The organism is Amycolatopsis samaneae (assembly GCF_039541975.1).
Classification (GTDB): Bacteria; Actinomycetota; Actinomycetes; order Mycobacteriales; family Pseudonocardiaceae; genus Amycolatopsis; species Amycolatopsis samaneae.
The window spans coordinates 1-16,160 of the sequence record NZ_BAABHG010000011.1 but is presented as its reverse complement, the minus strand read 5'-3'; the positions used below and the strand labels follow the sequence as shown (position 1 = coordinate 16,160).

The following is a 16,160-nucleotide window of genomic DNA, read 5'->3' as shown; positions in this document are numbered from 1 at the left end:
CGGGTTCACCCACGCGGAAGCGTGACCCGAAAGACCGCACCGTCGTTCTCGTTGTGCGCGGACACCGTCCCGCCGTGCCGGGCCACGACCTCGGCGACCAGCGCGAGGCCGAGGCCGTAGCGCCGGGGCCCGGTACCGGTGTGCCTCCGTTCACCGGACACGAACCGCTCGAACAGCCGGGGCAGGACGGCGGGGTCGATGCCGGGGCCGTCGTCGGCGACGGTCAGGACGATCCGGTTCCCCTGCGTGGTCTCCGTCGCGACCACCTCACCGGCGGCGTGCCGGATCGCGTTGTCCAGCAGCGCGCCGACCGCGCGCCGGAGGCCCGCGTCGAACCCGTCGACGACGGGATCGCCGGGTTCCCGTTCGAGGCGCAGCCGGATGCCCCGCTGATCGGCGAGTGGCCTCGCCGCCTCGACCTCCTGGCCGACGAGATCGGCGAACCGCACCGGACCCCGGGCGGAGCCGCCGCGGGGGTCCGCGGCGATCAGGAGATCGTCGAGGATCGCGGCCAGCCGGTCCGCGTCGGTCACCAGACCGTCCACTTCGGACCGTACGGTGGCGCGTCCGTCGTCGCGGTCCAGCTCTCGCCGGATGAGCTGCGCGCGGGTGCTCAGCAACGTCAGCGGCGTCCGTAGCTCATGTCCGGCGTCGGCGACGAACCGCCGCTGCAGGGACAGGGACCGCGCCAGCGGGATGACCGCGCGACGGCCCAGCCACGCACCGGCGACGGCGGCGAGAAGCAGCCCGGCCACCCCGCAGCCGAGCAGGATCCGGACAAGCCGGTCGCGCTCCCGGTGTGCCGTGCGCAGGCTGAGGATCGCCTGGACCACACCGCCGTCGTGGGGTTCGGTGCGCACCTCGTACTCGACCCGTTCCGTGGTCACCTCCCGGCTCCGGACCTCTCCGGCCGAGGCGGCGCGCAGGTCGTCCTCCTGGGGGAACCCGGCGGGCAGTCCTGCGGTGGCCTGGCGCCCGCGGATGTTCTGGAGTACGAGCCAGACACCGGCCGGCGGATCGTCCACGTCGTCGGCCCTGGCGATCGTGGCGCTCAGCAGCTCGTTCTGGGACTGGTGCTGGTCGCGCAGCACGACCAGCACGGCGACGCCGACCAGTGCGATCACGGTCAGTGCCACGGCCCCGGCGGTCTGCAGACCGACCCGCAGGGAGGCACGGCGCACCATCGCCGCGTCGGCCGTGCGTGCCGGGCGCCGCCGCATCACCGGGTCCCGAGCTGGTAGCCGCGGCCACGCACGGTGTCCACGGCCCGTGTGCCCAGTTTCCGGCGCAGGTAGTGCACATAGGTGTCGACCGTGACCTCGCTGTCCGCGTCATCGAAGACCAGTTCCAGCAGCTCGGCCCGCGAGAAGACCCGCGATGGCCGGGCCGCGAGCGATGCCAGCAAGGCACACTCCCGTTCCGACAGCCGGACCGGTGGCTGGCCGCCGACGGACGCGAGGCGGGTGTCGAGGTCGAGCGCGCCGCCGGGGAGGGGGAGCGTGCGGGCCGCGTCGAGATGACGTCGCCGCAGCGCCCTGAGCCGGGCGAGCAGCTCGTCGATGTCGAACGGCTTGGCGAGGTAGTCCTCGGCCCCGGCGTCGAGACCGGCCACCCGGTCCGCGGGAAGGCCGAGCGCCGAGAGCACCAGCGTCGGCGTGGTCACCCCTTTGAGCCGAAGCCGCGTCAGCAGGTCCAGCCCGTCGATCGCGGGCAGCCCGCGGTCGAGTACGAGGACGTCGTAGCCACGGGTCAGTCCCAGGTGGAGCCCGCGCTGGCCGTCGGCGGCGATGTCGACCCGATAGCCCTCGTCGACAAGCAGGCGGCACAGCATGTCCGCGAGCCGGGTCTCGTCTTCGACCAGCAGGACACTCGGCGCGGCTGCGTTCATGCGCTCATTGTGGTCTCGGTGCCGGGATGGGCGGGGCAGCCGGCCCCGGCGCGGCGGGGTCGATCGGCCTGCGGCCGTAGACGAGATAGGCCAGCGGGCCCGCGAAGTTGATCGCGATGATCCACGCCCAGCGGCGTTTCGGCCCGCGGATCTCGGCGGCGGGCCTTATCGCGAGGTCGGTCCAGGCGAGGGCGGCGAGGGTGAGTTGCACGCCGGTGGCGAATGCCAGCATGAGGTGTTCGTGCTTGGTGTGTCCGGCGGGACCGTGGCGGCTGGGCATGACATCTCCTCGGGGATGGGCTTTCCAGGCTCCTTGTCGCGGCCGGCGGTGGATAGGGGCGGAGGTCACCGCCGGCTCGACCGCTCGGCGACAGGTCTGGGTGCGAGGTGAATTCGGTGACACGAAATCGTGTTCGAAACCGAGATCAGTGGGCGTGTCCGTGATGGGAGATCGAGAGGGAGAGGTGCATGTCCGGTACCGAGGAGCCGCACGCGCAGACCCGGCGCATGATCAAGGTGCTGCTGGACGCGCACGACGCCGCCGGGCCGGTCGTGGGGCCTGGCAGCGCAGGCACGCCGAACGACTGGCCTGTTTCGGGGAAGAGCTGGTCGACGTCCGCGGTGTCGAATGGCGTTCGCTCGCTCGCCGGCTCGGTTACCGCGACGCCGACTCGTGGCATGTCGGCGACGCCGACGACTATCCGGGCGGTCGCCGGGCCGGTGGAGGGGGTGCGCCGACGGTGCTGCTCGCCCTGCTGGTTCGGCAGCAGCGTGAGCGGCTGCGCGATGTTCGCGCCGCCGCGGGAACGCGCGTTCCCACGGCGGCGGGGGAGGCCGGCTGAGAGCAGTAGCCGTTCGGCGACGCGTCGTGCCGCGGATCCGTGAGCGCCGGCCAGGCCGGGAAGTCAATTGTCCACAGTGGTCTTTCAGCTGTTTCGGCTGGACAAGCCTTGCGCCGTCAGCAACTGGCGGAGCCGGGACAGCGCCCTGCACTGGGTGACCCGGACCGCGCCCGCGCTCGGCATATCCAGCAGCCTGGCCGTCTCCTCGGCCGTGAATCCGAAGATCGTGCGGAGCGCGAGCACCTGTGCGTGCAGCTTCGGCAGTTTGGTGAGTAGATCCTGGGCCGCGATTTTATGTTCGAGAAAGCCGATCGTGTCAGGGGAGGAATGCGGGCTCGGGGTCACGAAGTCGAGAATGTCAGTAGGGAAAGTGTGCACTTCGCGCGCGCGTCTCCGGTAGTAGTCGGAGACCTTGTGCGCGGCGATGCCGAAGACGAACGCGAAGAATTTGTCGGCCTCCTTCTCGTAATGGGGCAGAGCCAGTGTTACTGCCAGCAGAATCTCCTGGACGCAGTCCTCGACTCCGAACGAGCCGATTTCCTGGTTGCGCATCCTGTGTAGGCAGTAACGAAAGACAATGGGGCGTACTTGCTGTATCAGAGAGTGCACGGCGGCTGGTTCCCCGCGTGCGGCTGATCGCAGGAGTGAGGAGTCAACGGGAGAAACCGTGTTCGCGGATCGCTGGGTTGGGAGTGGGGCCTGACCGAGTTTCTGAATCATTTTCGGGCATCCCTTCTCCCCGGCCGATCTCCTGAATCGGCCGGTCCGGACCTGCTGGGGGAGTGCGCGAACGTCGGGGTCTCGGGCGCCTCGCGCGACTGAGATCATCCTTCCGTATCGGCCAAATGTGGGCAATGGGCTATGGCATTCGGACGCCTTGTTGATCACGTTGAAGCGGCAACGATTTGGTATACGTGGCGGTGACCAAAAGTCGATGTCGACTGATTTTCAGGAGACTTGTTGTCGTGTGTCTTGTGTTCGGTGACGGCATAAATAGCCTGGTGTGTGATGCCGGCTACGGGAATGCGCTTGCGTGTGTTGGCCAGGTAGCCGTATCGGTGGTTCCGGGCGGTTGGATATCCGATATGCGCATGATCGCCGCGTGGTGGTGCGCCGGAAAATGCTCGCGGCTGCCATGTCCTCGGGACGGCTTCGGCTCAGGGGCGGGATCGCCGTGACTGCACCACGGTGCGCGCGTGCGGCCGAATCGTCACGACGCAGGGACGTCTCGCACCTGGTCGGCTCGCGGCCCACGCAGCGCGTACCAGCTACGCAGGCCGATGCCCGCCGCTTCGGCGAGCAGTGCGCCCCGCTCGCGGGCGGCATGGCTGAAATCGGCGCTCTTGGCCAGCAGCGCGATGGCACCGCGTCGGTGCTCGCCCAGTGGGATGGGCAGCGCGCGCACCGCGTTGATGCCGTATCTTCTGGTCAGGCTGGGAAAGCTGGGCCACCGGCTCGAGGAATCGAGGTCGAGGACCTCCACCGCGGCGCCTGTCCTGCTGGCTTCGAGCACCGGTCCGGTGAGGCACAGTACGCGCTCGGCCTGCGCCCAGCCGGGATAGGCTCCGTAGCCGATGGACCGGACGGTAGCATCGGTCACCAGTACCGTCGCGGCGATCGCCGGGACCAGGTCGACGCACTGGTGGGCGAGCCCGCGGAGGAAGTCGTCGTGGTCGGTGATCGCGCCGGCGTCGGCAAGGCCGAGCAACAGGCGGATCGCTTCCCGGTGCGTCGGTGAGCCTGGACGCCATTCGCTGGTGCCGAGGATGGTGTCGGCCACGGTTTCGCAGTGCAACGACTAGACCCTGTCTCGGGAAGCGGAAACTCATGAAGGCACGCGGGCGGTCGCCCCGCGGGGTAGCGGTTCGCGCAGCTGCCGCGCCTTGAGCGGAACGAGTGGTACCCGTGCGACCGTTCAGTCCGATGTGGACCCGGTTCGCCCGGTCGGCCTGGCGGGCACCTGGCACAGCCGGCGACTCTGGTACGGCGAAGTTCTTCGCCGATGCGTGCGAAGAGGCGCGCGCCGTACGGCCGGGAGGTACCCGTCGAGGCCCGGCCCGCGTCCGTGCGAGGAACGTGAGGAGACGCCATCGGCGGAGAGAAGGGCGACATCGGTTGCCGGCGCGGCGTTTCGGGAACGGTTCGCCGCGGCCGAGGTCACGAGCATGCCCATTACCTTCCGTGTGACGCGAAGTCCGCCAGGGCGGTTCCTGGTGACATCGCGCCTCGCGAGACTGCGCGACACCTTAAGCATGTCCTATGTGCGACATTTGGCGTGAGTACCCCCGGTACTCATAACGTCGGCCGATAATGCCGCCGGGCGGAGGACTTCCGGCAACCGGCGGCGAAGTGGGCCACTCGGCATGGTCGAAGGGCGCCTCCCCGCAGCGCCTTCGCTACGACCGTACGTGACCACGGCCTCGGGTTCGGTTCCCCGGCGTCGCCGTCGCCGGAGTCGGCCGTTCCTGGCGGGAGAGCCTGCTGTTCTTCAAGGCCTGTCACGCAAGCACGCCGACCAGGCCCAAGCTCTGGATAGCCCCGGTATCTCCACGGCCCGGCATGATCGGAGTCCATAGTAGACAATACTGTTCTTCCGCCCGCCCCGTGCCGCGCCATGTTCGGCGAGTGGCCCGACAAGGTTGACGACCGGTTCTCCGCCTGGTGCGAACGAGGCGATCGCACGTCTTCGCTTCGTCGGCGACCGAACACCGGAACGGTCCTGTCGGTGTGACGGACGTGGACCATGGTGGTCACTGCGGAGCCGGGTCTCGCGTCTTGTGTGAGGTCCGCCGGTGAGGTGGGGAAGAAGGTCCCTGTCCCATGGGTCGATGGGCTCTTCGCCCGGACTGGGTCGCCTGCGAACGTTGGTGGCCGAGAAAAGAGGAGGGCGCATGGAACGGTCGTTCCGGACGGCTACTGCTCTCGCGCTGGCCGTCGCGGTGTTTCTGGGAGTGTCGGCGGGACCGGCGTTCGGCGAGGGAACCGCATCCGTCTCCCCGCCCACGCCCTCGGCCGGTTCGCCGGCCTCCAAGCCGCCGGCGCCCTCGGCACCGGCCCCGCCTTCGAAGCCCACGCTGCCCCCGACTTCGGGGAAGCCGGCGCCACCGGCCAAGACGGTGCCACCGTCGGCGCCGGCGCCATCGTCGGCGGTGGCCGCACCCTCTGCCAGGCCGGCACCGACCACCGCTCCTGGCACCTCGGTCAAACCGTCCCCCACCGCCCCGCGGGAACAGCCTGACCTGCGCCTCACCGTGGTGCTCGACAGACCCTCCTACCACCCGCAGGACCTGGTCAGGGCCACGGCGACCGTCGTGAACGCCGGGACCGGGCCGGCGACCGCGGTGAGACTGTCCTCGTCCGGCAACCTGACGAACCACGACTGGGATGGCTTCACCGGCAGGGAAGTCACCCTCGCACCCGGCCAATCGGCGATGGGCGCCGCCCTGGCCTGGGTGGCGGATGTGTCCGAGGGCGTGGTGCGGCTGACCGTCACGGTCGGCTCCGCGGAACCGGACGCGAACCCCGCGAACAACACGGTCACCGTCACCGCGGCGCTCATCGTGGTGCGCGGCGGTTTCACCGGCGTCGCCTATGGCGACCGCAACTGGAATCACACGCTGGATCCGGGTGAAGCGCTCGCCGGTCTCCGTGTGCTCGCTTCGGGAGGCCCGCTGGGCTTCTACGAGACGGTGACCGACCACGAGGGTCGCTTCGCCTTCCACGATCTGCTCGCCGGCACCTGGAGCGTCTACGTCGACAACCACGACTGGATCTTCACCGGCGCCACCGTTGAGGTGGACGACACGCATGTGCCCGACGTGGCACTACGCGGCGAGTACGACACCACCGGATGGCTGGCCGGCAGTGCCCGGTTCGCCGCCCCCACCTACGCCCGGGGTGACATCGCTCGGATGGCGATCACGCTCACCAACAGCGGCCGCGGCTCGGTCCCCGGGTTGACCGCCCGCTGCCTGGTAAGCAACGGTGGGCCGGTCGACGCAGGCGAGCTCGACAGTTCAGGACCGGGCGCGACCCTCCCGGCCGCGTCCTCACGGACCTTCCAGCTCACCGTCCCGGTCGACGCGTCGGCTGCGAACGACGGCTACCTGGAGCTGAGCTGCTGGGTCTGGCAGGCAGCGGGCCACGGCGGCGTCGTGACGGTGACGGCGACGGCCCGGGTCCCCGGCGCCCGTGCGTCCAAAGTGGTCGGACTGCTTCTCACCCCGGTCCCGTCCCCATGCGGGTGCTGGCCGCGCTACGACCCGGTTCCCTCGGTCAAGGTCTACCTGCGCAACCAGGTCAGCGGCCAGATCGTGGCCCGTGCCGTGACCGACACGAACGGATTGTTCGTCTTCTACGACCTGCCTGCCGACCGCTACGATCTCGGCTTGATAGGCCCCTGGCGGGGCCACTACGGCAGGACGCCCGTCTTCCTCGTCCACGGCGGTGACGACGGCTCCAGACCGCCCTACACCGTCATCGTGGAACCCGGTCCCTACCAGCCCGACCCGGAGCCGGCGCCGAGCCCACCACCCGGCCGCGGCGCCGAACCACCCGCCCCCGCGCCCGTGCGGCCTGCCCATGACGTCGTGCCGGCACCAGCGGTGCTCACCCAGCCACAACCGCTCGCCACGACCGGCGTAAGCGTCGGCTGGCTCGCCCTGGGTGGCCTGCTGACCTTCGTCACCGGTGTGGCCCTCCTCCTGGGCAGCAGGCGCCGAACCAGCTGACAGGACACGAAGCGACACGCCAATTCCACACGTCGCGCCGGCCGACGGCCGGGCCGACGGTCTGCCGTCAACACCTTCTTCCTGACTGTCCCCGATCAGGAAGAAGGTGTTGACGGCACCGGGAGGGCGCGCGGAGCACCGGACGCCTTCCTCGGGGGCAAAAAAGCGAGTCCCGTGGTACGAAACCGTGTTCGAAACCGGGATCAATGGGCGTGTCCGTGACGGGAGACCGAAAGGAAGAGGCGCGTGTCCGATACCGAGGCGCAGCACAAACAGGTCCGGCCCGATGCACGGTCGTTTTCCGTTGACAGGGGGCTGACTCCCCTGCTCGGCGCGTTCGGCCAAGGGTTTCTCGGCCCGGCTACCGACGTGCGCTGCGCTCCGCCGCCAAGCCCAGATGCCAGAGCGCCGCTGGAAAAGGTGGCTGTCCGATGCGGGTCACCGTCAAGTCGTCCGCGATGCCGGCCAGGCACCGGCGGCGGTCTCAGGAAGGTGACCGGACGCGAATCAGATCGTCGCGGCCTCGGTGGCGATGAGTACGGGGCAGGAGGCGTGGCGGAGGAGAGCCTGGCTGGTGGAGCCGAGAAGGAGCCCGGCGAATCCGCCGCGACCTCGGCTGCCGACCACGAGGAGCTGAGCCTTGTGACTCCACTGGAGAAGCGCGGTGCGCGGTTCGTCGCGGACGACGACGCGCTGGACGTCGAGGTCGGGATAACGCTCGTGCCAGCCGGCGAGGCGCTCGGCCAGGACGGCGGTTTCACTTTCGACGGAGGGGGACCAGGCGTAGTAGGCCGCGACTTCGCCGAAGACGCGGGTGGTCTGATCGGTTCCCCAGGCGTGCACGGCGACGAGGTAGGTGTCGCGGGCGGACGCCTCGGCGAACGCGGTCGCGACCGCGTGTTCGCTGAGTGGGGTGCCGTCCACGCCGACCACCACCGGCAGTGTGGCCGTCGAGGCGGCCGGGGCGCCGCCGCGAACCGAGACGACCGGGCAGTGCGCGTGCGCCGCCAGTGCGAGCGTGACCGAATCACCGAAGACGGCGCCCACCCGGGTGTGCTCGGAAGCGCCCAGCACGATCATCCGCGCCTCTCCGGACAGTTCGAGCAGGGCCGCCGCCGCGGTGTCCTCGCTCAACCGCAGGTGGACTTCGGCGTCGGCCGTCGCCTTCGCGGCGTTCCGTGCCTGCCGGAGCAGTTGATGGCCGCGGTTGCGGAGCTCGAGCACCAGGTGCTCGGGCGGGGGCACCACCTGCCCGCGGTACAGCTCGGCGGTGCCGAGGCCATGGGCGAGGACGAGCGGGACGCCCCGGTTCGCGGCGGTGGTGGCGGCCCAGCACACGGCGTCGGTCGATCCAGGGGTGCCGTCGACCCCGGCGACGATCGCCGCGGTGCCGGATTCCGGGGTGTTCATCCTGTGCTCCTGTCTCCGCGCAGCTGATGCTTCGAAGCTAGACACGTGCCGGGGCGCGGACGACTGTCGTTGGTCCCATCGCGTAGGGACTTCCGGCTGCTGCGCTCGGTCGTGTCCCGGAGTTGGCTGGAGGCCGGAAGGACGTTGCCACGAAGGAGAGAAGGGATCATGACCGCATTGGTACCGGCGCCCCGGTTCGCCCTGCCGAGCATCGCCGCCTGGTTGGAGAATCCGTGGCCGTTCGCCGGGCACAACCCGGTTCGGGTCGAGGAGTCCGACACTGACGGCAAGTACGTCGTCCGCGCGGAGTTGCCGGGCTTCGACCCGGAGAAACACATTTCGGTGACCACACACCACGGCCTGCTCACCATCAGCGCGGAACGGGAGGCGAGGGAGATCGAGCACGGTCGCAGCGAGTTCTTCTACGGCAAGTTCAGCCGCACGCTGCCCCTGCCACAGGGCGTCGACACGGCGAAGGTGAGCGCGAGCTACGCGGACGGCATCCTCGAGGTCACGATGCCGCACCACGAGCAGACACAGCAGAAGGAAGTCAAGATCGACGTGACGAAGGCCTGAGATCGGGCACACCGGGCGGGTGCGGCTGGACGGCCGTACCCGTCCGGCGTTGTGCGCGGAGGCAGGTCGAGGAGGTCGTGATGCGTGTACTTACCCTCAACCCGGGCTCTTCGAGCGTCAAAGCCGCGTTGGTCGTCGACGGGACGGCGGTGGGCTGGTCGGCCTGGGAGACCAATGGGTCCACAGTGGACGAGAGGACCATCGCCGACGCGGTCGGGCGGTGGCGGGAGGTCGACGCGGTGGCCGTGCGGTTCGTGCACGGGGGGTCGCGTCGCGAGCCCGCGCTCGTGGACGAAGAACTGCTCGACGCGCTGGAGCGACTCGGCCGGTTCGCGCCGCTGCATCAGCCGCAGTCGGTCGCGATCGCCCGCGCGGCGCGAAACGTGTACCGGGCGACGCCGGTGGTCGCGTGCTTCGACACGGCGTTCCACGTCGACCTGCCGGAGGCCGCTGCCCACTATCCGTTGCCACGCGAGTGGACCCGGCAGGGCCGTCTCCGTCGTTACGGCTTTCATGGCCTGTCGTGTCAGTACGTCGCGCGCCGGGCCGTGGCCATGCTCGATCTCGATCCCGCCGTGGCGCGGCTGGTGTGCTGCCATCTCGGGGCAGGGGTCTCGGTGACCGCGATTCACGGGGGCCGCGGTGTCGACACCAGTATGGGATTCACGCCGCTGGAGGGGCCGGCGATGGCGACGCGGTCCGGGACGGTGGATCCGGGGCTGCTGTTGTATGTGATGGAGGCGGCGTCGATGTCGCCCGCCGGGATGGCCGACGCGCTGTACCGGCGGTCGGGGCTGGCCGGGATGAGCGGGACCAGCGGGGATCTGCGGGAGGTGCGGGCCGCTGTCAAGGCGGGCGAGCCGGACGCGGTGCTGGCGCTGGAGGTCTACCTGCACCGGCTGCGCCGCGAGATCGGCGGTGTGGCGATGAGCCTGCCGCGGCTGGACGCGATCGTGTTCACCGGAGGAGTAGCCGAGCACTGTCCCGAACTGGTCGAACGTCTGGCCGACGGGCTGAGGTTGCTGGGAATCGTGGTGGACCCGGCCCGCTGCGCCGGGACGGGGGACCGGGTCATCAGCCCCGACGGCGTTTCGGTCGCGTCGATGGTGCTGATGGCGCGGGAGGATCTCGAGCTCGCACGCGGTGCCGAGCGGACGCTCACGCACGCTCGGACCGGGTGAACGGGTGACGGCGGTGTGCCTGTGCGCACACCGCCGTCACCTTCCCTGCCGACTCAGCGGAGCCACCGGTTCCGGTCCACGAAGGACAGTTCGGCCCAACGGCGGCCGAATCCCCAGGTGGTGCCCGCCAGCGTCAGCGCGAGTGCGATGAGTACGAGGGCGTAGACGAGGTGGTAGTCGATGACCGGGTTGGTCGAAAGGCTGGGCTTGCCGCCGGCCGTGGTGCGGGCCGGCGGCCATTCGGCGGCCCACATCAGCAGCATCATGATCGTCCCGGCCGTCGCTGAGATTCGCAGCCCGATCCCGAGCGTGACCGCCACGCCGATCCCGGCCAGCCCGATCATGAACAGCCAGTCGGCCCACCAGTCCCCGGCCCAGGAGCGCAGAGTGCCGGCGAACGGGCCGACATCGACGTGGCCGAGGAAACCTCGGGTGGGGGAGCCGCCGTTGACCCAGGCGTTGGCCGAGGTGGTCGAATACCCCCACCCGAAGGTCTTGTCCAGGAACGCCCACAGGAACAGCAGCCCCGTCGCGACGCGGAGTACGGCCAGCGCGCGACGGCCGTTGTCGGGGCCGGGCCGCTGGATGGGTACGTGGGCGGATTCGTGGTGCGCGCGATTCTTGGTGACGGACATTGGCTTCCTCCTCGAAATGGGTGGTTCAGCTGCCCTGCGTGGATGGCTGGAAGTGGTGGTCACCTTCGTCGTCCCAGACGAAGTCGAGCCGGTTGTGGACGTCGATGACGCCGGGCACCCGGGCGGCGAGCAGACCGGCCCGGGTGACCTCACCGCGGCTCTGGAGTCGTCCGACGAGGGTCACGACGCCGTTGTCGACGGTGACTGTGGCTTGTTCGGGTGTCGCCCAAAGGGATTGCTGAAGGACGGTGCGTTGGATGTCGGTGTGGATGTCCTGGTCGGGTCGGCAGTACCGGCCGAGCAGGTCGCGCCGGGAAACGACACCGACGAGGCGGCCGTCCGCGACGACGAACAGACGGCGGAGGCCGGCGTGGGCGAGCCGGATCGCCGCGACCTGGACGGCGTCGTCCGCGGCGATGGTGTGTGCGGGGGCGGTCATCAGGTCTTCGGCGACGAGTGCGTGTGCCTTGGTCCATTCCCGGCGTGTGCGGCCGCAGGCGAGCAGTCCCGGTCGCGGCTCGGCCGGGTTGGCGCGGAGCCGGGCGAGCAGGTCGGCCTCGGAAACGACGCCGAGCGGCGCGCCGTCGTCGTCGACGACGGGCACGGCGCTGATCCGTCGTTCGGCCAGCAGCCGCGCGATGTGCTTGTAGGACGTCTTTGGGGTCACGGTGACCGGGTTCGCCGTCATGACGTCGGAAACGGGTTCGTGCATCATGTCCTCCGATCGGCCCGCCACGAGCCCGATCCGGCTCCCGGCCGTTGCCTGATGCCACGCTAGGTCCGCCGGGGACGAGCGCTCTGGAGCCGTTGGTCCCGGATAGCGGGGACCTCCGGAGCCGGTCCGAGGTGCCGTGTCGTCCGTTCCGGTACGCGTGTCGTCCGGTTCCCGACGCTGGGGAAGGGACGACACGCGTACTCAGCCGGACGACACGCGTGTTCGGTGGAGAGGCCGGTGACTTTCGCCGTCTGTCGCGGGCCGTTCTGCTCTAGGTCACCCACGCCGGTACGAGCGAGCCTGAGGTGAATCGGCGAACAGGAGGCGTCATGCGTGCCCATCCCGGGGACTGGCTGGTGATCAAGGGATACCGGGTCGACAGCCCGGTGCAGCGCGGACAGATCCTCGAGGTCCGGTCCGAGGACGGGTCGCCGCCGTATGTGGTTCGCTGGCTCAGCGACGACCACGTGTCGACGGTGTTTCCCGGCCCGGACGCGGTGGTGGAGCCGAGCCATGCGACCCGTTAGCGAGCGCGCCGTCGTCGTCGGCGTCGACGGTTCCGAGGCCGCGCGGCTGGCCGCGGTCTGGGCAGCCGAGGAAGCGGCGCACCGCGGCCTGCCCCTGCGGCTGGTCAGTGTGTATACGGTGCCGGAAGCCGGGGTGGGTTCGATCACCGGTGCCGTCCAAGGGATGCGGGATGGGCTGGAAGCCAGGGCGAGGACCCGGCTGGAAGCGGTGAGGAAGTCGGTGACCGCTCTGTACCCGCAGCGACCCGTACAGCTCGCGGCGCGGGAATGGCACCCGGTCGCCGCGCTGGTGCAGGAGTCCGAGCGGGCAAGTCTGGTCATCCTGGGTTCCCGGGGACTGGGCGGCCGCACCGGTCGGCAGGCGGGGGCGACCGCGGCCGCGGTGGCGATGCGCGGTCACTGCCCGGTGATCGTGGTACGCGGCGGAACGCAGAGTTCTCCGGCGGCGGCCTCCGGCCCCGTCGTCGTCGGGCTCGACGGGGCGGCGGACAGTACGAACGCACTGGAGTTCGCCTGTGAGGAGGCATCGTGGCGACGGGCGCCGCTGGTGGCGGTGCATACCTGGAACCCGGCGCTGATCGACGGCGTGCCACGGCCACACCCCTTGGCGCTCGACCCGGTCGAGGTCGAGCAGGAGGAGCGCCGGGTGCTGGCCGAGCAGCTGGCGGGCTGGCAGGAGAAGTATCCGGACGTCGTGATCGAGCGGGTTGTCGCGTGTGGACGTCCGGTTCGGACACTGCTGGCCCGCGCCGATCGCGCGCGGCTGCTCGCGGTCGGCTCGCGAGGCCGGGGTGGGTTCGATGGCATGATGCTCGGCTCGACGAGCCAGGCGTTGCTGGCCCATTCGCCGTGTCCGGTGGCGGTCGTCCGTTCGGTGGACGCGGGGTCATGACGGCGCTCCCCGCGCCTCGGCGGCCGCTGCCCGTGGGCTCGGTGGCCGAATTCTTCGATACCGCCGGGCTCGGGCTGCTCGGGCGAGGTTTCGCGCTGTCGCGGCAGAACGGGGAGTGGCGGTTGTATTCGCGACGGCGTTGCGTCCTGCTGCCGTACGCCGCGGCCGATACCGCGGGGGTGGCCTGGCTGGTCGGGGCGCTCACCCGGGGCGCCGGACTCGAACCGGTTGCTACGGAGGCTGTTCAAGCCGGGGAATGTGCCGGGGTCGCGGCGGTCGTACATGCCCTCGGACAGCGGCTTGTGCGCCCCGAGAGGCCGCCCGACGGCTCGGCACGGGGTAGGCTTCTCGTAGCCTTGCGTTCCTCGATCGATACGCTCGCCGAGGCCGATGTCGATGTCCGGCTCGGTGAGCCCGCCGCGGTCACCCACCTGCGAGATGCCGCCAGACGGACTCGCGGTTTGCTCGGTGCCGGCGCTCCGGTACTCGGGGGACGACGACTGGGCGCGGGAATCCGGCGGGAGTTGCATTGGTTCGCCGGTGAACTCGCACCGGCCCGCGGTACCGAGGTGCTGGCTCCGCGCCTGCGGCGACGGCTGACCGCCGTGCCCGCGCATTCGGCCCATGACCACACGCGAGAGCGCATCGCCGGGTCCTTCGTCACCGACGGCCGGGCCCGCGTGTTCGGCGCGATCGGGTCGAGGCGCTACCTCCAGGTGCTCGATGCGCTCGACGTGCTGGAGGTGGTGTTGGCGGAGACGCCGTCGAGGCGGTGGGCGAAAGCCGCACGGCGTCCGGCCGAAACCGAGCTTCCCGGCCTGGCCGCGCCGTGGGCGGCAAAGGCGACCCGGCACCTCCGCGCGGCCGCGCGCACGCCGGGGCGGGACCGCGAGCTGAGTCACGTGCGCCACGCCGTCGAGAAGTTCCGCTGCCTCCGCGACGCGAGTTTTCCGGCCGGAGCCGAGCCCTCGCAGGTCGCCGCGCGGCTCGACGCTGTCACGGCCCTGCTCGAAGAGCACCACACCGCGGTGCTGGCGCAAGCGCACCTGCGCAGGCTCACCGCGCAGGCCATCGAGGCAGGCGAGGACCCGGTCACGTTCGAGAAGCTCCTTCGCGCCGAGCGCGAAGCCGTCGAGGAAACAGCGGCACGGATCCCGGGAGCCTGGCGGGCGGTGCATTCGGCTTCAAGTCCACTGTGGACTGAAGGGACGTAGGTCCCGGCCGGTGGTGACGAAGGCACGCGGCGTGGCGGGAACCGCCTGGAATACCGTCGGAATAAGGCCGCGAGCAGGGAGGTAGCCCATGCGAGCCCGTGACGTGATGACCTCACCAGTGCGCACCGTAACCCCGTCGACGACGGCTAAGGAGGCGGCGGAAATCCTTTCACTGCATGGATTCACCGCACTTCCGGTGGTGGACGACGACGAGTGCCTGATCGGCATCGTCACCGAAGCCGATCTGATCCGTGACCGGGTGCCCGCCGATGCGCGCCACGGCTCCGGCGGGGAGCGGCAGCCCCCGCACAAGGATCCCGGAACGACGGTCGGGGCGCTGATGACCACGCCGGTGACCGGGATGTCGCCGGGCAGCGATGTCGCCGACCTCAGCCGGGCACTGGTCGACGCGGGCATCCGCGCGATGCCGATCGTGGACGGGGCGAAGGTGCTCGGCATCGTGACCCGTGGCGACATCGTCCGGGTGCTGGCCAGGGACGATCGGGCGATCCTGGCCGACGTCCGTCACCACTTGGAGATCTATGGCGGGCAGGGGCGCTGGAACGTGCGGGTGAAGGACGGCGTCGTCCGGGTGGTCGACGCCTATGACGACGAAACCGACCGGCACGTGGCGACCTTGCTGGCCCAGGCAGTGCCCGGCGTGGTGGCTGCCCAGGTCGTTTCCGAACACGAAGGGAGTTCTCGATGAGCGACACCATCCTGGTGGGTACCGACGGCTCGGCCGGCGCGGAACGGGCCGTGGTCTGGGCAGCGCGTACGGCGGCGATCCACGGCGATGTGCTGCGGATCGTGAGCGCGGCCAACATCGCCGGGCTGTACTACGGCGGTGGTCTCGCCGTCGGCGAGAGCATGCTGGACGACCTGCGGAAGGCGAGTGAGGGTTTCGTCCGGCAGGCGGAGGGCACCGCGCTGTCGGTGCGTCCGGGCCTCCGGGTCGAGGGCAGGACGTGGGCGGAGGCACCGGTGCCGTTGCTGATCGAGCAGTCCCGTAACGCGCGGATGCTGGTCATGGGCAGTGCCGGACGCGGACAGTTCCTCTCGACCGTGCTGGGTTCGACGATCTCGGCGGTGGTCGGGCACGCGCACTGCCCGGTCGCGGTGGTCCGGGGCCGGGGCGTTGCCGAGGAGGTGCCGGTGGACGGCCCGGTGGTGGTCGGGATCGACGGCAGCCCGATCAGCGAGCGCGCTCTCGCCATCGCCTTCGAGGAAGCGTCACTGCGGAACGCGCCGCTGGTGGCACTGCACGCATGGAGTGACGTCGTCTACGAGTCGACGCGGGGCACGGCCCGGCTGCTGCCGCAGTGGGAATCCTTGCGGGACGACGAGGAACGGCTGCTGGCCGAGCGACTGGCGGGCTGGCAGGAGAAGTACCCCGGCGTCGAGATCCGCCGCGACCTCCGGCTCGACCGGCCGCGGCACGCGCTGCTGGAGTTGTCCGGGCGGGCCCGGCTGGTGGTGGTCGGCAGCCACGGGCGTGGCGGCTTCACCGGGATGCTGCTCGGCTCCACCGGGCAGGCGCTGGTGCAGCA

Annotated in this window: 17 protein-coding genes; 9 read left to right on the top strand and 8 right to left on the bottom strand. The window is 70.3% G+C overall.

What is annotated here, in order from left to right:
• Positions 1–5: 5 nt before the first annotated feature.
• The 3 genes from ABD987_RS27800 to ABD987_RS27790 are packed head-to-tail and all read right to left on the bottom strand — an operon-like array spanning position 6 to position 2,168.
• Entirely contained in the window at positions 6–1,220 is a 1,215-nt protein-coding gene (locus ABD987_RS27800; RefSeq protein WP_345400054.1) for a sensor histidine kinase, read from the bottom strand.
• Positions 1,220–1,888, bottom strand: a complete 669-nt coding sequence (locus tag ABD987_RS27795) for a response regulator transcription factor (RefSeq protein ID WP_345400052.1) — start codon at positions 1,886–1,888, stop codon at positions 1,220–1,222. The genes ABD987_RS27800 and ABD987_RS27795 overlap by 1 nt, the downstream gene beginning before the upstream one ends.
• Positions 1,889–1,892: 4 nt before the next feature.
• On the bottom strand, positions 1,893–2,168 hold the full coding sequence (locus tag ABD987_RS27790; RefSeq protein WP_345400049.1) for a PLD nuclease N-terminal domain-containing protein: 276 nt from the start codon (positions 2,166–2,168) through the stop codon (positions 1,893–1,895).
• A gap of 188 nt (positions 2,169–2,356) precedes the next feature.
• Here ABD987_RS27790 and ABD987_RS27785 point away from each other — a divergent pair, with 188 nt between their 5' ends.
• Positions 2,357–2,773, top strand: coding sequence for a hypothetical protein (locus tag ABD987_RS27785; protein WP_345400046.1), 417 nt, complete (start codon positions 2,357–2,359; stop codon positions 2,771–2,773).
• Positions 2,774–2,814: 41 nt separating this feature from the next.
• Here the strand turns inward: ABD987_RS27785 and ABD987_RS27780 are convergent, their stop codons facing one another.
• Both ABD987_RS27780 and ABD987_RS27775 read right to left on the bottom strand, forming a co-directional pair.
• Positions 2,815–3,282: a sigma-70 family RNA polymerase sigma factor gene (locus ABD987_RS27780; protein WP_378213995.1), complete on the bottom strand. Its 468-nt coding sequence runs from the start codon at positions 3,280–3,282 to the stop codon at positions 2,815–2,817.
• 658 nt (positions 3,283–3,940) lie between these two features.
• On the bottom strand, positions 3,941–4,510 hold the full coding sequence (locus ABD987_RS27775) for a GAF domain-containing protein (protein ID WP_345400040.1): 570 nt from the start codon (positions 4,508–4,510) through the stop codon (positions 3,941–3,943).
• A gap of 1,369 nt (positions 4,511–5,879) precedes the next feature.
• Between ABD987_RS27775 and ABD987_RS27770 the strand changes: the two genes are divergently transcribed.
• Positions 5,880–7,460, top strand: coding sequence for a hypothetical protein (locus ABD987_RS27770; RefSeq protein WP_345400037.1), 1,581 nt, complete (start codon positions 5,880–5,882; stop codon positions 7,458–7,460).
• Between the two features lie 507 nt (positions 7,461–7,967).
• Here the strand turns inward: ABD987_RS27770 and ABD987_RS27765 are convergent.
• The gene (locus tag ABD987_RS27765; protein ID WP_345400034.1) at positions 7,968–8,870 is read right to left on the bottom strand and encodes a universal stress protein; all 903 of its coding nucleotides are present in this window, start codon (positions 8,868–8,870) and stop codon (positions 7,968–7,970) included.
• A gap of 168 nt (positions 8,871–9,038) precedes the next feature.
• Between ABD987_RS27765 and ABD987_RS27760 the strand changes: the two genes are divergently transcribed.
• Complete coding sequence (locus tag ABD987_RS27760) at positions 9,039–9,446, top strand: Hsp20/alpha crystallin family protein (RefSeq protein WP_345400031.1); 408 nt, start codon at positions 9,039–9,041, stop codon at positions 9,444–9,446.
• A gap of 80 nt (positions 9,447–9,526) precedes the next feature.
• Positions 9,527–10,627, top strand: a complete 1,101-nt coding sequence (locus ABD987_RS27755) for an acetate/propionate family kinase (RefSeq protein ID WP_345400028.1) — start codon at positions 9,527–9,529, stop codon at positions 10,625–10,627.
• A 53-nt stretch (positions 10,628–10,680) separates the two neighbouring features.
• On the opposite strand, the gene ABD987_RS27750 is transcribed toward ABD987_RS27755, so the two are convergent.
• Positions 10,681–11,262 carry a hypothetical protein gene (locus tag ABD987_RS27750; RefSeq protein WP_345400025.1) on the bottom strand — a complete coding sequence of 194 codons (582 nt, stop codon included), beginning with the start codon at positions 11,260–11,262 and terminating at the stop codon, positions 10,681–10,683.
• Positions 11,263–11,287: 25 nt separating this feature from the next.
• Positions 11,288–11,974, bottom strand: coding sequence for a CBS domain-containing protein (locus tag ABD987_RS27745; protein WP_345400022.1), 687 nt, complete (start codon positions 11,972–11,974; stop codon positions 11,288–11,290).
• Between the two features lie 332 nt (positions 11,975–12,306).
• Between ABD987_RS27745 and ABD987_RS27740 the strand changes: the two genes are divergently transcribed.
• The 5 genes from ABD987_RS27740 to ABD987_RS27720 form a co-directional block, all read left to right on the top strand.
• The gene (locus ABD987_RS27740) at positions 12,307–12,504 is read left to right on the top strand and encodes a DUF1918 domain-containing protein (protein ID WP_345400019.1); all 198 of its coding nucleotides are present in this window, start codon (positions 12,307–12,309) and stop codon (positions 12,502–12,504) included.
• The gene (locus tag ABD987_RS27735; RefSeq protein WP_345400016.1) at positions 12,491–13,396 is read left to right on the top strand and encodes a universal stress protein; all 906 of its coding nucleotides are present in this window, start codon (positions 12,491–12,493) and stop codon (positions 13,394–13,396) included. Before ABD987_RS27740 ends, ABD987_RS27735 begins: the two co-directional genes overlap by 14 nt.
• A complete protein-coding gene (locus ABD987_RS27730) occupies positions 13,393–14,610 on the top strand; it encodes a CHAD domain-containing protein (RefSeq protein ID WP_345400013.1) in 1,218 nt (405 codons plus the stop codon). The genes ABD987_RS27735 and ABD987_RS27730 overlap by 4 nt, the downstream gene beginning before the upstream one ends.
• Before the next feature lie 88 nt (positions 14,611–14,698).
• A complete protein-coding gene (locus ABD987_RS27725) occupies positions 14,699–15,319 on the top strand; it encodes a CBS domain-containing protein (RefSeq protein WP_345400010.1) in 621 nt (206 codons plus the stop codon).
• On the top strand, positions 15,316–16,160 hold an 845-nt coding region (locus ABD987_RS27720), incomplete at its 3' end, for a universal stress protein (protein ID WP_345400005.1). The genes ABD987_RS27725 and ABD987_RS27720, both read left to right, overlap by 4 nt.

Excerpts from the sequence above, each read along its gene's own strand:
- ABD987_RS27780 (WP_378213995.1), bottom strand. The coding sequence starts at position 3,282 with ATGCGCAACCAGGAAATCGGCTCGTTCGGAGTCGAGGACTGCGTCCAG.
- ABD987_RS27740 (WP_345400019.1), top strand. The coding sequence starts at position 12,307 with ATGCGTGCCCATCCCGGGGACTGGCTGGTGATCAAGGGATACCGGGTC.
- ABD987_RS27755 (WP_345400028.1), top strand. The coding sequence starts at position 9,527 with ATGCGTGTACTTACCCTCAACCCGGGCTCTTCGAGCGTCAAAGCCGCG.
- ABD987_RS27765 (WP_345400034.1), bottom strand. The coding sequence starts at position 8,870 with ATGAACACCCCGGAATCCGGCACCGCGGCGATCGTCGCCGGGGTCGAC.
- ABD987_RS27760 (WP_345400031.1), top strand. The coding sequence starts at position 9,039 with ATGACCGCATTGGTACCGGCGCCCCGGTTCGCCCTGCCGAGCATCGCC.
- ABD987_RS27725 (WP_345400010.1), top strand. The coding sequence starts at position 14,699 with ATGCGAGCCCGTGACGTGATGACCTCACCAGTGCGCACCGTAACCCCG.
- ABD987_RS27795 (WP_345400052.1), bottom strand. The coding sequence starts at position 1,888 with ATGAACGCAGCCGCGCCGAGTGTCCTGCTGGTCGAAGACGAGACCCGG.
- ABD987_RS27735 (WP_345400016.1), top strand. The coding sequence starts at position 12,491 with ATGCGACCCGTTAGCGAGCGCGCCGTCGTCGTCGGCGTCGACGGTTCC.
- ABD987_RS27745 (WP_345400022.1), bottom strand. The coding sequence starts at position 11,974 with ATGCACGAACCCGTTTCCGACGTCATGACGGCGAACCCGGTCACCGTG.
- ABD987_RS27785 (WP_345400046.1), top strand. The coding sequence starts at position 2,357 with ATGTCCGGTACCGAGGAGCCGCACGCGCAGACCCGGCGCATGATCAAG.
- ABD987_RS27750 (WP_345400025.1), bottom strand. The coding sequence starts at position 11,262 with ATGTCCGTCACCAAGAATCGCGCGCACCACGAATCCGCCCACGTACCC.
- ABD987_RS27730 (WP_345400013.1), top strand. The coding sequence starts at position 13,393 with ATGACGGCGCTCCCCGCGCCTCGGCGGCCGCTGCCCGTGGGCTCGGTG.
- ABD987_RS27800 (WP_345400054.1), bottom strand. The coding sequence starts at position 1,220 with ATGCGGCGGCGCCCGGCACGCACGGCCGACGCGGCGATGGTGCGCCGT.
- ABD987_RS27790 (WP_345400049.1), bottom strand. The coding sequence starts at position 2,168 with ATGCCCAGCCGCCACGGTCCCGCCGGACACACCAAGCACGAACACCTC.